14 protein-coding genes and 2 pseudogenes are annotated in these 15,818 nt (G+C 40.0%); 15 read left to right on the top strand and 1 reads right to left on the bottom strand.

The window, feature by feature from the left end:
• The first annotated feature begins 1 nt into the window (after position 1).
• From AB3329_RS03325 to rpsU, 12 genes and pseudogenes are all read left to right on the top strand, one after another.
• Positions 2–280, top strand: coding sequence for a type III restriction endonuclease (locus tag AB3329_RS03325; protein WP_368394326.1), 279 nt, complete (start codon positions 2–4; stop codon positions 278–280).
• Complete coding sequence (locus tag AB3329_RS03320) at positions 228–1,073, top strand: hypothetical protein (RefSeq protein WP_368394325.1); 846 nt, start codon at positions 228–230, stop codon at positions 1,071–1,073. The genes AB3329_RS03325 and AB3329_RS03320 overlap by 53 nt, the downstream gene beginning before the upstream one ends.
• 11 nt (positions 1,074–1,084) lie before the next feature.
• Positions 1,085–1,603 carry a hypothetical protein gene (locus AB3329_RS03315; protein WP_368394324.1) on the top strand — a complete coding sequence of 173 codons (519 nt, stop codon included), beginning with the start codon at positions 1,085–1,087 and terminating at the stop codon, positions 1,601–1,603.
• Positions 1,600–3,399 carry a VirD4-like conjugal transfer protein, CD1115 family gene (locus tag AB3329_RS03310; RefSeq protein WP_368394323.1) on the top strand — a complete coding sequence of 600 codons (1,800 nt, stop codon included), beginning with the start codon at positions 1,600–1,602 and terminating at the stop codon, positions 3,397–3,399. The genes AB3329_RS03315 and AB3329_RS03310 overlap by 4 nt, the downstream gene beginning before the upstream one ends.
• Positions 3,400–3,417: 18 nt before the next feature.
• The gene (locus AB3329_RS03305; RefSeq protein WP_368394322.1) at positions 3,418–3,675 is read left to right on the top strand and encodes a hypothetical protein; all 258 of its coding nucleotides are present in this window, start codon (positions 3,418–3,420) and stop codon (positions 3,673–3,675) included.
• Positions 3,676–6,789, top strand: a pseudogene (locus AB3329_RS03300) (PBECR4 domain-containing protein).
• Positions 6,790–6,859: 70 nt separating this feature from the next.
• Positions 6,860–7,276 (top strand): hypothetical protein, encoded by a 417-nt coding sequence (locus AB3329_RS03295; protein WP_368394321.1) that lies wholly within the window; start codon positions 6,860–6,862, stop codon positions 7,274–7,276.
• A gap of 182 nt (positions 7,277–7,458) precedes the next feature.
• Positions 7,459–7,854: a plasmid mobilization relaxosome protein MobC gene (gene mobC / locus AB3329_RS03290; RefSeq protein WP_368394320.1), complete on the top strand. Its 396-nt coding sequence runs from the start codon at positions 7,459–7,461 to the stop codon at positions 7,852–7,854.
• Positions 7,848–9,494: a helical hairpin domain-containing protein gene (locus AB3329_RS03285; RefSeq protein ID WP_368394319.1), complete on the top strand. Its 1,647-nt coding sequence runs from the start codon at positions 7,848–7,850 to the stop codon at positions 9,492–9,494. The genes mobC and AB3329_RS03285 overlap by 7 nt, the downstream gene beginning before the upstream one ends.
• Positions 9,494–9,619 (top strand): annotated as a pseudogene (locus tag AB3329_RS03280) (DNA modification methylase); the annotation flags it as partial. The gene AB3329_RS03285 and the pseudogene AB3329_RS03280, both read left to right, overlap by 1 nt.
• Before the next feature lie 44 nt (positions 9,620–9,663).
• Entirely contained in the window at positions 9,664–11,004 is a 1,341-nt protein-coding gene (locus tag AB3329_RS03275; RefSeq protein WP_368394318.1) for an ISLre2 family transposase, read from the top strand.
• A gap of 397 nt (positions 11,005–11,401) precedes the next feature.
• Positions 11,402–11,578: a 30S ribosomal protein S21 gene (gene rpsU / locus AB3329_RS03270; protein WP_000048058.1), complete on the top strand. Its 177-nt coding sequence runs from the start codon at positions 11,402–11,404 to the stop codon at positions 11,576–11,578.
• 200 nt (positions 11,579–11,778) lie between these two features.
• Here rpsU and mscL read toward each other — a convergent pair whose 3' ends face one another.
• On the bottom strand, positions 11,779–12,159 hold the full coding sequence (gene mscL / locus AB3329_RS03265) for a large conductance mechanosensitive channel protein MscL (RefSeq protein ID WP_368394317.1): 381 nt from the start codon (positions 12,157–12,159) through the stop codon (positions 11,779–11,781).
• Positions 12,160–12,311: 152 nt separating this feature from the next.
• Here mscL and dnaG point away from each other — a divergent pair, with 152 nt between their 5' ends.
• From dnaG to AB3329_RS03250, 3 genes are all read left to right on the top strand, one after another.
• Positions 12,312–14,105 carry a DNA primase gene (gene dnaG / locus AB3329_RS03260; RefSeq protein WP_368394316.1) on the top strand — a complete coding sequence of 598 codons (1,794 nt, stop codon included), beginning with the start codon at positions 12,312–12,314 and terminating at the stop codon, positions 14,103–14,105.
• A 9-nt stretch (positions 14,106–14,114) separates the two neighbouring features.
• Complete coding sequence (gene rpoD, locus AB3329_RS03255) at positions 14,115–15,224, top strand: RNA polymerase sigma factor RpoD (RefSeq protein WP_368394315.1); 1,110 nt, start codon at positions 14,115–14,117, stop codon at positions 15,222–15,224.
• Positions 15,225–15,331: 107 nt separating this feature from the next.
• The gene (locus AB3329_RS03250) at positions 15,332–15,667 is read left to right on the top strand and encodes a metal-sulfur cluster assembly factor (protein WP_368394314.1); all 336 of its coding nucleotides are present in this window, start codon (positions 15,332–15,334) and stop codon (positions 15,665–15,667) included.
• Positions 15,668–15,818 lie beyond the last annotated feature (151 nt).

Below are 15,818 nucleotides of genomic sequence, written 5' to 3'. Positions count from 1 at the left end.
CATGACAAAACTTGAAACATTAAAAGCCCAACAAACCAAAGCACAAAAGCGACTCGCTGACTACTTAGCGAAAGTCAAAAAAGAAGAAGAACGCCTTAAAGAGCTGGAAACACAAATTATCCTAGCAAAACATGAAGAACGCTCAGATTATTTGGCCAAATATAATTTAACCTGGGCGGATATTGAAACAGCCCTTGCGGAGGGAAAATTGAAAGGAGAAGCAGACCATGTACCGTTTAACCAATCAGACACAAAACACGACAACGACCTACAAGAATAGGGATTTAGTCTTACAAGCCATTGAGCGAGAAAATGCGAGAGTTAAGCATCTAGAGGCGGAAGGGTTATTATTGGTAGAAGAGCTTGATAAAAAAGGAGTGGTGATTTACCAGGAAGACATCTCTCTTCCTTTTGATGGCATCACAGATAGCCTTTTTCTAAAGACCAATACGACCACATCTCCTGAACCCTCAAAAAAAGAAAAAAGTTTTGCTTTTCGGAAGCGCTCTGAGGTCAAGAACGATCAAGACCCCAGCTCAAAAGAGAAACAAGACCTTAGAAAGCCCGTCTCGGACACAACTTTTAAGTCTAAGACTCCTTCTAAGTCTGGCTCTCTAATAAAAACGATTGGTAAATGGGGAGCTGGGGGAGCTATCGTGGTTAGTCTAATGCTAGCAGGCCTTTCTACCACCCTGGTCTTTAATCAAGTAAAACAAGTGGCACGTTTAAGCCAACAAGTCACCCAATTAGAAAACCTCCAGTCACAAACTGGAAAGCTAGACACCTTCATGCGTTATTTTCTTACTTACTACTATTCAGAACAAGGAGACCTAGATGACTTTGTCTCACCAAAACTTAACTTAAGGCATCAATCAGGCCAATTGCAATCAGTGATCTTAGAGACCACTTCCCAAACGGGTGATAAAACCTATCAACTAACTTATATTTTGGCCATCAAAGATGGGGATAACTGGAGTCAAAAACGGCTAAAAGTAACCGTAAAAGAGCAGAAACGAGCTCCTTATGGTTATCAAATCATCAAAGCGCCTAAACTAACAGATTATCCTAACTAGAAAGGGATGTTATGGACCAAGAAAGAACAAGCCATTCTTTGGCATTAAAGGGGAAAATCACCTTAGAGATGACTATTCAAGCCCTCTATGCTTTAGCTAAGTCTTATCATGATAACCAGCAATATAAAATGGAAAATCGAACCTTTGAAGGGGAAGCACAGCTTAATGACTTTATGGCAACCAAATCTCAAAAGGATGTTGAACAACTCTTAAGCAGTGAAGTACACCTCAAAAAGCTAAAACATTACTTGGAAGAACTCAAAGTTGGCTTTACCTACTACCAAGAAGGTGAAACAACCCATCTCTTTTTTGAAAGCAAGAATCGTCTGTTAGCAGAAAAAGCGATTAAACAGATGATTTCAGAGGTCACAAAGAACCCTGAAAATTTGGAAAATTTCTCTAAAAAGGTGTTAAAAAAGCCACATGAAATGACCCCTGAAGAAAAAATTGCTTATTACAGGACTCATACTGTTTATAAAGGAATGAGTCCTGTTGTTACTAAAGGACTTGGAAAGGAAAAAGAACGATGACTAAAAAGCCAACTTGGCCTTACCTACTGGTGGGGCTATTTTCCTTTATTCTGTGTCAATCGTTGTATCATTATTACCAATTAGCAACCGAAGCCGTCCCTTTTATGGGAATGGTACGCCTGAATTGGTTATTGGAAAATTTAGCTGCTTTTCGCCTTGGTATCTTTTTTGACTCAGGTGCTCTCTATGCGGGACTTATCGGCGCTTCTCTCCCGCTGTTAGTTTATGTTTCTGGAGATAAGAGTGCTTACCGTAATGGTGAAGAGCAAGGGAGTGCCCGCTTTGCGACGTTACGGGAGATGAAACGCTTTGAAGATAAAGAGGTTGATAAGAATATGATCTTTACCAAGAAGGTCAAAATGGGACTCTTTAACTTCCGTCTAGCTTACAATGTCCAACTCAATAAAAATGTTATTGTGATTGGTCTTCCTGGGGATGGGAAAACATTTACGTTTGTCTTGCCTAACCTCATGCAGTTGAATTCGAATTTTGTGGTAACAGATCCTAAAGGGAACCTTGTCCATGAAACAGGGAAGATGCTTGAAAAGCATGGGTATGCTGTTAAAGTTTTTGACCTGATCCACTTAACGAACTCTGATCGCTTCAATCCTTTTCATTACATGAGCTCTGAGTTAGATATTGACCGTATCTCTGAAGCCATCACAGAAGGAACTAAGAAAAGTGAGTACACGGGCGAGGACTTTTGGGTACAAGCTGAACTGATGTTGCAACGAGCGCTCATTGGTTACCTTTATTTTGACTCTAAGGACCCCGAAACAGGCACACAACTTTATATGCCTAATCTAGGTCATGTGGCAGATCTCTTACGAAGTATTTATCGTGAAGACCCTGATATCCCTAGTCCTGTGGAGCAAATGTTTGAAGAATTGGATGAACGTCAACCTGGCAATTATGCTTGTAAACAGTGGAGACTATTTCAAAACTTTAAAGGTGAAACGCGAAATAGTGTGGTAGCCATTCTCTCGTCGCGCTATTCCATTTTTGATCACAATGATGTTAGAAAACTCATTAGTGAGGATACCATGGAGATTGATACTTGGAATACCAAAAAAACGGCTGTCTTTATTGCGATTCCTGAAACAAACAACGCCTTTAACTTCCTATCCTCTATTTTATTTGCGATTAGCTTTGAGGTGCTCACACACCAGGCAGATGATATTCTCCAGGGGAAGGTTGCTGGCTACAGTCGACAAAATCTAAGGCATATCCAATTTATTTTGGATGAATGTGCACAAATCGGCCGTATTCCAAACTTTGCGCAAGTTTTATCTTCTATTCGTAGCCGTGAGATGTCTATTAAAATTATTATTCAAGCCGTTAATCAGCTGGAATCGCTTTATAAGAGTGATTGGAAGACAATCTTTAATAACTGCGCAACCCATCTTTTCTTAGGAACAAATGATAAGGACACCATGGAGTATTACTCAACCCGTTCAGGAAAACAAACCATAAGAACAAGGTCAACCTCACGATCGCATAGTTATCGTAACGGTTCTTCTAGTGAAAACAAACAAATTCAAGGTCGCCCATTGTTAACTCCTGATGAGGTCGCTCGCATTGGTGTTGATGAAGGTCTTGTCTTTATCTCTAAGCAAAATGTTTTTAGGGACAAGAAAGCTAGTGTTTACGATCATCCAAGACAACATGAAATCGCCCACTCTCCTGAAGATAAGGAGACTTGGTATAACTACACCCGAAAAGGAACAGATATTGATGGTCTGTTGCTTCATGCGACAGATTTAACCCCAGAATTTGAAGAGCTCTTTGCAGCTTAAGCTAGTGGAAAGGACGATATGATGAATAATACAAAAAGACGACTCGGCTATTTAGAAACCATTAGCCAACCACTTGCCTTAAAAGCAGAAAACTTAATGTTAGAACAGCAGGCTATTTGGCGGGTTTTGGAACAAGCAGATGAAGCAACGTTTTATCAACTGGCCCCTCATCTCTTTGTGACAATAGAGCAAAAAGAGCCATTGCTTGCAGAAGGCTTTGAAAGTACTCCTGAAGGCTATGAGCTCTTTAAAAAATTACTGAAGGAGGGAAAGTAGATGGCATTAACGAAAGCACAAGCCAAGTCTCTTTCCATTCTTGATGTCGCAAGAAGTCTTGGAATGGAGATGAGACGCAGCTCCCATAAGGAATATTATTGGAAAGAACACGATTCTTTTAAAATTGATACGACTAAGAATACTTGGAATTGGTATTCGAGAGGAATTTATGGGGATACGATAGATTTGGTACAAGAAATGCGTCAGGTTACGTATGGATAAGCTATAGCTTTTTTGGATCATGGGGATTACCCTTACCCTGAAGCAAAACGGCAAGAAGAGGTGAGACAGCCTTTTAAATACACACTTAGCTCCTATGAAGAACCGTTTAATGAGGCTAGACACTATCTTAAAACGGTTAGGGGGGTATCTGATGAGACTATTGACTTCTTTTTAAATCGAGGAATGCTAGCACAAGCGCGACGTCGAGCCAAAGATGGCTATGCAGAGAGTGTTCTTGTCTTTAAAAGTTATAGCCGTGACGGGGAAATGGTTGGGGCTAGTCTTCAAGGGTTGACACCAAATAAAGACCGTTATGAGGGAAAAGGCTATTTAAAACAAATCATGTACCAATCTGAAGGAATTAGTGGATTAAATGTAGCGATTGGCTCTCCCAAACGGTTAGTAGTGACAGAAGCCCCGATTGACCTTATGTCTTATTATGAACTGCACAAGGAGACGCTAGAGGATGTAAGATTGGTGGCGATGGATGGTTTAAAAGAAGGTGTTATCTCGCATTATGCTATGGAATTACTACAAGACTTAGGTGAGATTAAGGATGAGACGTTTGATTATACGAAAAGCAGGGACTTACAAACCGCTTCAAACTTTTTGAAGAATGCTGCCCAACAAACAACCCTTTTTCATAATGGCGCTTATCAAGACCTCATTACTCTTGCTGTTGATAATGACAAAGCAGGAACAGATTTCCTAGAGAGTTTGCGAGACAAGGACATTCCAGTCATTGATGCACGGCCCCCTAAAGAAGTAAATCAAGAAAAGATGGATTGGAATGAGTATTTACAAATACAAAAAGAAAGGGAGCGAGAACTAGTGACAGTGACAGAACAAAAAGAAAAAGCTCCTGACCGAAGTCAAGAGCCATATAGCAATGCGGGCGATTCACATCGCAATCCCGATTCTTTAGGAGACTTATCTCCAGGGGCAGCATCGAAGCCCGTTGTGGACGAACCACAACCTGATTTTCCTGCCATTGCTCACTTAAAGTTTACCACTAAAGATGAGAGAATGTCAACCATAAAACCAGGGTATCACGTTATCACCAATGGAGAATTAAATAGGCTTAATAAATTTGCCCCAGGCTTACAAGCAACAGCTCAATGGTATTTAAGGGAGCTATCGGGAAGTACCATCTCGTATTTGTATCAAGACGGAGAGACGTTAGGAAAATTAAGTGTCCAGTTTTCTGATGAAAACTTCGCTCACTTGACTGGTATCTCACCAAAAGGAGTTGAGATGAAACAAGTGGTTTATGATTTTGCCCGAGGCGTTGGAGATTATGGCAATATCCAAGTGTCTCATGCTATTAAAGATAAATCAATGGTTCTTCCTTTATTACCAGATATCCTATCGTCTCAATCCTTTGTTTTTAACGATCTATCGGAGGTTGAAAAATTCAATCGGATTGACTTATCTCAGGCGATCAAAACTAATGACGAAGATTTATTACTCGCCATTAGGGATGTTGATGGTGTTGGTATTCCTGCTTCAGTCATGCGAATGAAAGAAAAATTATCCGAAAGTCTTCAGGGAAAAGAAAATATTGTTCTTGCTGTTTATCGCCAGCGTGATGGTCAACTCGACCAACTGTCTATCAATGAAGAGTATGTGAGAGATGGTGGGAAACGGTTTGAAGATATTCTAAAAAATGATGAGTTTAGCCGCTATCAAGAAGAAGCTTACAGAGAAGAAATGGAGCAACTTTCTGCTAAACGAGACTCAGATGGTGATGGTATTTCAGATGAAGAGGAGCTAAAACAAGGAACCAATCCTTATGATTTTAGATCAACACCAAGTTCTAAAGGAGTAGATGAAAATACTCTTGAGCCAGAAGAAACGTTCCTTGCTTCAGGTAGTGTTGCTGTTGCTGATCTCATCAAAAATAAGGATATTGCAGGGCTTAACCAACACCTTAAAGAAGGCATTAAAGCTTACCTGAACTCAGAAAACTATAAAAATTTCCTGACAAAAATGAGTCAGTTTAATCAATACTCTAGCCGAAACTTGCGCTTGATTTTAGCTCAAAAGCCAGATGCTTCTTACCTCGCTCCTTATAATACTTGGAAAAAATTTGATCGTCATGTCAAACGAGGAGAGAAAGCGTTGAGTGTCATTATTCCAGTAACCTACGTGAAGAAAGATCAACAGGGACACCCCATCTTAGATAAAGATGGCAAGCCAGAAACAGGACTAGCGTTCCGCCTAAAACCCACCACTTTTGATGTCTCTCAGACAGAAGGAAAAGCGATGCCAAAAGCTGCCAAGGTGAAGGAACAATTGACGGATTTGGATTATGCAAACCTCTATCGTGCTCTTATGAGTATTGCCAAAACCAATAACGTGTCTGTTCGGTTTGAGGAGATGGAACGGTCAACATTTGGCTATTATAACCCAACGGAAAACCAAATTGTTTTACGCAGTAATGAGATGAACAAGTCACAAATTATTAAGACCTTCTTACACGAAACGGCTCACTCAGAATTACATCATAATAACAATCCTCAGCAAGAACAGCTTACTAAAAGCACCGCTGAACTCCAAGCAGAAAGTGTGGCTTATGTGGTCGCTTCTTACTATGGTATTGACACAGCTGACTACTCTTTTGATTATTTGGCAGGTTGGTCGAATGATAAAGAAACCCTTGCAGATTTGGAAGCACAACTTGATATTGTTCAACAAGAAGCCAAAAGTTTAATGGTTCGAATGGATCAAGAACTGGAACAGTTGCGCTTAGTCCAACAAAGACAAAGTCAGCAACAATTTGAACAAAAACTTCAAAAATATAAAGACCAAACCAAGCAAGCAGTTGAGGACCATAAAAAAGAAATGAAAGAGGAAGCACAATCAAAAAAAGAAAAGGGGCTCTCGAAATGACCGAACGAGACAGCTCAAAAACACCTAAGGTCAAGTTAAAAACAACTCATTCTTAAGGAGGACAACACTCATGACTATTACCCAGGAAATGAAACTCATTACTTTATTATCGGATATTCTTCCAGTCTTAGATGGTGACATCATCCAAGGACTTTCCCCAGAAGCTAAAGGCCTCACTCGCCAAAAACTCATTGACCAATTACAGGAAGATAGAGCCTCTTTTTCTGAAGGGGACATGATTCTGATCACTTATTTTAACGACAGTATCCAGCTCTTGCAGACTATTTCTGACGAAGATTTTCAAACAGTTCTTGAGGAACAAATTGTCTTAATAGACCTTAAACGAGGTCAGTCTATTTTTCAAGAGCTAGATGATCAACAGCTCACCCGTCTAGGTGAACAGTTGAAAGCAAAATCACTGAAAACAACAGTAGAAGACGAAAAAACGATATCATTCCTCAATCGTTTTTTAAAACCCTTTCACTAAAGGTCTCTTAAAAAATAAGTCTGGACTCCTTACAAGGAGACAGGCTTTAGGGGGCTTGGGGTCTTCCCCAAAACTGAAAAAGGAGAGAAGGAAAATCTTAAGATTGACCTTCTCTAACCTTTTTTAAATTCGCATTTGCCCGGGCAAATGCTAAGCTTGCCACAAGAAGGGAGGTAGAAGCTATGCCTCAAAATATGGATAGGCGGAAACGGAATATCCGCAAGGAAATTTATTTTACGCAGAAGGAATATAATCAAGTAAGACATGCCATAGAACAAATGAAGACGCCGACTTTTCAATACTATGCAAAGAACCAATTGATACAGGGAAAACTGGTGCAGATTGATTTTTCAGAGTTAAAACATTTGCGAGTCGCTATCAATCGAATTGGTGGAAACATTAACCAGATTGCTAAACATGCTAATGAAAATCAAACCATCTCGTCAGAAGAGTTGGAACAAGTTTTAGCTTATTTATCAGAGATTAAAGAGATGGTTACAACTAAAATCTCTAGTGCGGAGAAGAAAAGTTTGCAGGAAAGAAAAACTAAAGAGATAAGGACATATGATGAATGGTAGCTATAAAACCACCCAAACAAATTAAAACACCCGCCAATTTAAAAATTGCGGTGCGCTATATTTTGAACAAAGCAAAATCAGTTATCCCACAAGAAGGGTTTGAAACAGACATTGACTTTCCTGTGATTTGGAAAGAACATCAGCAACACATTCATCTCGTCTCTTTAAATGGTATCGAAGATTATTCAATAGCTGATGAAGAAATGGTGATGACAAAGCTAGCAGCTGCTTTTAAAAAAGGTGATGATGATCTTAAGGAATTGTCCTCAGGAAAACAGGTCTTAGCTCACCATATCATCCAATCGTTTTCACCAGATGATAATCTAACACCCGAGCAAGTCCATAAAATTGGTAGACAAACCATGATGGAATTTACAGGGGGAGACTATGAGTTTGTGATTGCAACACATGTTGATAAAAATCACTTACACAACCATATCATTTTATCAACGACAAATACCTCAACGCTAAAGAAAATGCGTTGGCAAAAGAATACACTTAAAAATTTGAGAGCTATTTCGGATAAGCATGCCGCCAAATATGGTGCTAAAATTATTGAACCAACCATGAAAAATTCTTATACGAAGTATTCAGCTTGGCGACGTCAAAATAATTTTAGTTATGAGATTAAACAACGGTTAAATTTTCTTTTGAAGCAATCAACCTCAGTAGAAGATTTTAAACAGAAAGCTAAAGCACTGGATCTTCACGTTGATTTTTCTGGAAAGTTTGCCAAGTATCGCTTGCTAGTTCCTTTAGAAGAGAAGTACCAAGAAAAAAACACGAGAGATCGCACATTATCTAAGAAAAGAATTTATTCCTTTGAACATATTAAAGAACGGGTAGCGAAAAATCAATTGGTTTATGATGCCTCCGAAATCAAGGAACGTTATCAAGAAGAAAGAACTCAAGCGGATAATGATTTTGAATTGAAATTAGAGGTTGCTCGGTGGCAAGTGGAGCAGGAAAGTAGCCAAGGCATCTATCTTCAAATGGACTATGGCGCTTTAAATAGTGGCACCATTTTAGTACCAGCTCACAAGGTGGATAAAACAGAAGATGGCAATTATACCATCTATATCAAAGAAAAAGATTACTTTTATTTTCTGAATCCTGACCAATCACAAAAGAATCGTTATATGATGGGGAAGACTGTTGCCCGACAATTAGCGAAACAAAATGGAGAAGTGCTGATTACCAAAAATCCTAAGATTTCATCTATGCGAGAGCTCATTAAGGAATATAATTTCTTGGTAGAACATGGCGTAACAGACGGTACACAGTTCCAAAATTTAGAAGAACGCTTCAATACCAAAATTGAAGAGACCAACCAAGAACTCAAACAATTGGATGAGCGTTTGGCTCACTATCATAAAATTGAAGGGGCCTTACTTGCACTTGACCAAACACCCGAAAATCGTTTACCTGCGGCTCAGTTATTAGATGACTTAGACCTTCCGAGAGATTTGACACTAGCTGATATCATGCAAGCTATTGAACAATTCGAGTTGGAACGAGAGGCACTTCAAGAATTCTTTGAGGATACTCTAAAGACTTATACGACTTATCAAGAGATCAAAGAGACTATTCGCTCTCGTGACATTAAACGTCAAAATCAGGATACCGAAAAATCACTTTAAGAAAGGCTTATCAGTGGCAACATGAGCCATGTTTATACGGTTGGAAACCAGGCACTAGTCATTATTTTGTGAGTGATTTTAGTCAGTCAACGATTCTGGAGAGTCAATTGGAAACTAATAGTAAGCATATTATTTCACAAACTTTCCAAAAATTCGCTAAAATAGTCCTATGGGAATAGTTAGATTTAATGAAAAGGGATTTGTTGCCGAACGTGATGAGCATTGTAAGCAACTGTTCTTAAAGAAAATTGCTGATTATGATAAGCAGATAGCGCCCACCATGCGGGCTAATGGCTATAAAAGAGTGGACAGCAGTGAGCGAACGGTACTATTTACCTTTGGTGAAATGACATTTTCAAGAAACCGCTGGCGACGAGGAACAAAGACCCGCTATCCTGTAGACGAGTGGCTAGGGTTAAAAAAGTATATGCGGTATTCGTCAGAACTCATATATCATTTAGCAAGGTATGCGTCAATGGTGTCTTATCGGCAAGTCTGCCGTATTGTGAAGCTAGCTTATAACTTAGATATCTCAAAGGATACGGTTTTAAAAGCCGTTAAGCTAACAGGAAAACTATTATCTGAAAAGAGTCACTACCATTATTTTGTTGAGGAAGAGGTGCCAGAAAAAATCAAAGCACCGATTATTTACGTTGAAGGCGATGGTGTTCTGGTGAAAACAACTTCTGGAGATAACGGGAAACATAATACAGATTTGGCACACTTCCTTATTCATACAGGAACCAAAAAAGTACATGGGCGGTCGGTCCTACTTAACAAGCATGAAATTATTCATACTGATTATGATGTAGCAAGAGATGAGTTATTAGATTATTTGTATAATCATTTTGAAATCACCGATCAAACTATTTTAGTGACTAATTCAGATAATGGAAAAGGGTATACCAGACGCGTTTTTCAAAATATTCAAAAGGCACTCAAGATTAAACGTCACGAACATTTTTGGGATGCTTATCATGTTAAAGAAAAACTCAAACAATTTTTTAAATCCTATCCAAGAGTCCTCCAAGATTTAGCTTTTAAAGCGGTTCATACTCACGATCGAAAATTATTAAAAACGGTTTTAGATACTACTGAGTCTTTAATCTTTGAAGAAGAAGAATATTATGATTTTCAAAATTTTCGTCAGAAACTTCTTGCCAATTTTAAGGATACTAAACCACCTAAATTAAGAGGCCTATCGCCGAATGGAATTGGCAGTATGGAAAGTCAACATCGACAAGTCACTTATCGAATGAAACACCGTGGGATATACTGGTCAATCAAAGGTGCCTGTGCGATGGCGAGGCTTATTCTTTTAGAGAGAATCGATCAATTGGAGGAGCTCTTTTTTGGTGATTGGCGTAAAGAATACCAATATTATCACACTAATAGCTTTGGTGTGGGGCCTTTAAGAGATAATGCTAATAGTAATCCATTTCCATCGCAGAAAATTTTGAAAAAAGCCGGAAAATATGTTGGCTATGATCGACAACAATATAGATACTAATAGCCGAAAAAACAGAATTTTTAAGGCTTTTTTGTGCTGTTTTTCTTTACATTTTAGTTTCATTTATGGTATAATGTACTCAACAGAAAACGAAAAAAGCTCAGGAGCGGGTAACTCCTGAGCACCGATTAAGACAAAATAGAGCTTTGCTTAATCAGTCACACAGTATTGTAGCATAGAAAAGCTAATATCGTCAAGACTGAAGCAGAGGAAAAAATTGTTTCAGTCTTTTTTCGATGATAAGAATTCTCTGTTTTTGATGTTTTTCTAGGCTATTTGAAAGTTCCCAGAAAAAAAGACACATACTGATTAGAACTGATGCTTGACAAAGGAGCGGGAAAAATATAGAATAGTGAAGAACGTATGTCGTTACAATAGTCTTGAGGAGGTGAAACACATGTCAAAAACAGTCGTACGTAAAAACGAATCACTGGACGATGCTCTTCGTCGTTTCAAACGTTCTGTGACTAAAGCTGGGACTCTTCAAGAATCACGTAAGCGTGAATTCTACGAAAAACCTTCTGTGAAACGTAAGCGTAAATCAGAAGCAGCTCGCAAGCGTAAAAAATTCTAAATATAGATAAAGAGCTGGGAATTCCCAGCTCTTTTTGAATGCCGCTTTTATATTTATCAATCAGTTTGAAAAAATAAGAGTTTGGGGCTTGCCCCAAACTCTTACCATCATAAATATAAGTGATTAAATGAAGAGAATGAGGGGCGATCGATTTTCAGGATTTATCGGTTTTGCATCTTTCTCTTTTTTAGTCTGAGCTATTATTTTTGTGCTAATAAATCACGGATTTCAGCGAGCAGCTCTTCTTGTGTCGGGCCAGCTTCGGCTTCAGCTTCTTCAGCTTGCTTTTTACCGAGCGCTGTTGCTTTATTAGCAGCTTTAACAACAAAGAACAGTGTTGTGCCAACGATAAGGAAATTAATAACAGCACTCAAAAAACTGCCGTAAGCGATACCGTGCCACGAAAGCCCAGTTAAATTCTCAACTCCTGCCGCTTCAACCAGCGGGTTAAGAATCAAAGGAGTGATGATATCGCCGACAAGTGAAGTGATGATAGCATTGAAAGCAGCCCCCATAACAACGGCAACAGCTAAATCAACAACATTTCCCCGGAATAAAAATTCTTTGAGTTCTTTAATCATTTTTGATCCTTTCTATTTTATTGTTTTCCATTATAAAGAAAATATCTGTGAAAAGCAAGATAGGTGCTTGATTTTTTAAAATTTACAGATAGTATGAAAAATGCTATAATGAAATGTAAGACTAAAATGGGTTTTTGTGTGGAGGTGAGCGTTTGGCCTTAGATAAAGACAAGATTACCGAAATCAAAAACAGCGTTAATATTGTTGATGTTATTGGAGAAGTTGTCAGTCTGTCTAAGGCTGGCCGCAATTATTTAGGGCTCTGTCCTTTCCATAAGGAAAAGACGCCTTCTTTTAATGTTATTGAAGATCGGCAGTTTTTCCACTGTTTTGGTTGCGGAAAATCCGGGGATGTTTTTAAATTCCTTGAAGAGTACCGGCAAGTCAGTTTTCTAGAGAGCGTCAAAATAGTTGCTGAACGCGGCAACATACCGCTCCAGCTGGACACTGCACCTGCTCAGTCAGGGCGTTCTCGTCCGCATCAAAATCTTTACGATATTCATCAAGATGCTGCCAAATTTTACCATGCAGTTTTAATGACAACCAAGATGGGGCAGGCGGCGCGTGATTATCTCTATCAGAGAGGTCTGACAGATGAGACTATCGTTTATTTTAATATCGGGCTTGCTCCTGATGAGAGCGATTATCTTTATCAGTCTTTGAAGGAAAAGTACACAGAAGAGACGATTGCGGATTCGGGGCTGTTCAACATTTCTCAGCGAACTGACGGTGTTTATGATGCGTTTAGAAACCGCATTATGTTTCCGCTGACTGATGATCAGGGGCAGGTGATTGCTTTCTCCGGTCGGATTTGGACTTGGCAGGAAAATTCCGGCAGGCAGGAGGCGAAATACAAAAATTCACGCTCAACGCTTATTTTTAATAAATCTTATGAACTGTATCATTTGGATAAAGCCAGAACGCTCATCACTAAAAAACATGAAGTATATGTGATGGAAGGCTTTATGGACGTCATAGCGGCTTACAGTGCCGGATGCGAGAATGCGGTGGCTTCTATGGGGACGGCTTTGACACCTGATCATGTCAGCCATCTGAAAAAGTTCACTAAAAAAGTTATCCTCACCTATGATGGTGACAGGGCAGGGCAGCAAGCGATTGCTAAAGCTTTGGAACTTTTGGCAGATTTATCTGTCGAAATTGTCCGTATGCCTAATCAAATGGATCCGGATGAGTTTAGTCAAAAGAACTCTCCGGCAGCTTTGCAGAATCTGCTGGAGAATTCCCGAATCAGCAGTGAGGAGTTTCTGATACAGTACCTCAAACCGGAAAACAGCGACAATCTGCAGTCAGAAATTGCCTATGTCGAGCAGATTGCAAAAATTATTGCCCGATCACCTTCCATTACAGCGCAAAACACCTATATCAATATGGTGGCCGATTTACTGCCGGACTTTGATTACCTGCAGGTAGAGCAGGCCGTTAACAATGAGCGGCTGACGGAGCGCTCGCAGCTTAGACAGCGCCATACAGGTTCCAGGCAGAGACCGGAACAGACCGTTAATCTTCCGCTTTCAAAGAGCCTTTCTGCTCTTGTAAAAACAGAGAACCAGCTCTTGCATCGTCTGCTTCATCATGACTATTTATTAAGCGAGTACAGAAATAAGGAGGAGTTTTCATTTGAAACTGAGGAACTTGAAGCTTTGTACCGGATTGCTAAGAAGCAAGGTGAAATCACCGATTGGGATTTAGCTCAGATGTCCGATCAGCTCAGACAGGCTTATTATCAGATGCTTGAAGAAAATCTGCCGCAGGAGATTGCTCCGGGTGAGATGGCTGATTTGGAGAATAAGCGCGCCCGCTTGCTAAAAGAGCAGGAACTGCGCCGGCAGAGCAAGATAATCCGTGAGTCCAGCAATCACGGAGATGTTGATGGAGCTTTAAAAGCCTTAGAAAATTTAATTGCCCAGAAAAGACAAATGGAATAGAGGAAAATAATGGCCAAAGAAAAAGAGATAACAACATTTAATGTTCAAGTTGCTGAATTTATTCGCAATCATAAAAAAGAAGGGATAGCTATTGATGATGAGGTGACAGAAAAACTGGTTATCCCTTTTGCTCTTGATGCTGACCAAATTGATGATCTCCTTGAAAGGTTGACAGATGGCGGTATTTCGATAACCGACAAAGATGGAAACCCTTCTGCAAAATATATTATTGAAGAGCCAAAACCCGAAGAGCTGACTGATGAAGAACTTCTTGGCAGCAATTCGGCCAAGGTCAACGACCCTGTCCGTATGTATCTTAAGGAGATAGGGGTAGTGCCTTTGCTGAGCAGCGAGGAAGAAACGAAGCTGGCGGTAGCTGTAGCTAACGGGGATTTGGAAGCTAAACAGCGCTTAGCTGAGGCCAATCTGCGTTTGGTAGTTTCTATTGCTAAGCGTTACGTTGGCCGCGGTATGCAGTTCCTTGATTTAATTCAGGAAGGCAATATGGGTCTGATGAAGGCGGTTGATAAGTTTGATCATTCTAAAGGATTCAAATTTTCGACCTATGCTACATGGTGGATCCGCCAGGCGATTACACGGGCAATTGCCGATCAGGCTCGGACGATTCGGATACCAGTCCATATGGTAGAGACAATTAACAAATTAGTTCGGGAACAGCGCAACCTTCTTCAAGAACTTGGGCAGGACCCGACTCCTGAACAGATTGCTGAACGCATGGATATGACGCCGGACAAGGTACGTGAAATTCTTAAGATTGCGCAGGAACCTGTCTCGCTTGAAACACCAATCGGTGAAGAAGATGACAGCCATCTCGGTGATTTTATCGAGGACGAAGTTATTGAAAATCCGATAGATTACACAACACGTGTCGTTTTGCGGGAGCAGCTGGATGAAGTGTTAGATACTCTTACTGATCGTGAAGAAAATGTGCTGCGTTTGCGTTTTGGACTGGATGATGGCAAGATGCGGACGCTCGAGGATGTGGGTAAGGTCTTCAATGTGACCCGTGAGCGTATCCGCCAAATTGAAGCAAAAGCTTTGCGCAAACTGCGCCACCCCAGCCGCAGCAAGCAGCTGCGCGATTTTATCGAAGACTGACAGCTGTTTAACGGCTAAAAGAATTGTCAGGTCAGAGGACTGTTCTTGTTTGGCAGAAAGAGTAAGCGATTTGATATAAGGCTGAAACAAGACAAAGGAGATGGAATATGGCTGAAAAAAAATATACGGAAGAAGAGGTAGCTCATATAAAGGATCGAATTCTTGAAGCGCTTGAGATGGTCATTGATCCTGAATTGGGGATTGATATTGTCAATCTTGGACTGATTTATGAAATTCGTTTTGAAGACAGCGGGTATACGGAAATTGATATGACACTGACTACCATGGGCTGTCCTTTGGCAGATCTCTTGACTGACCAAATTTATGATGTGATGAAAGATATTCCGGAAGTCACTGAAACAAAAGTCAAATTGGTTTGGACACCCGCCTGGAATATCGAAAAAATGAGCCGCTATGCTAGAATAGCACTAGGCATTCGCTAAAAAATAAAAAGGATGAAAAATCCTTTTTTTTAGTGTAAAATAGGGTGACGATAAAATTTAAAATAGGACATGGCCTAAACACTGCCGGAAGTACACGCTCAGGTCTAAAACCGCCAGCCGTAGACGTCTGGGGAAGCAGAGTTTTTCTTTT

This window comes from Streptococcus huangxiaojuni (assembly GCF_040930515.1).
In the GTDB taxonomy this organism is placed as follows: domain Bacteria; phylum Bacillota; class Bacilli; order Lactobacillales; family Streptococcaceae; genus Streptococcus; species Streptococcus huangxiaojuni.
This window is presented reverse-complemented; position numbering and strand designations above follow the sequence as displayed.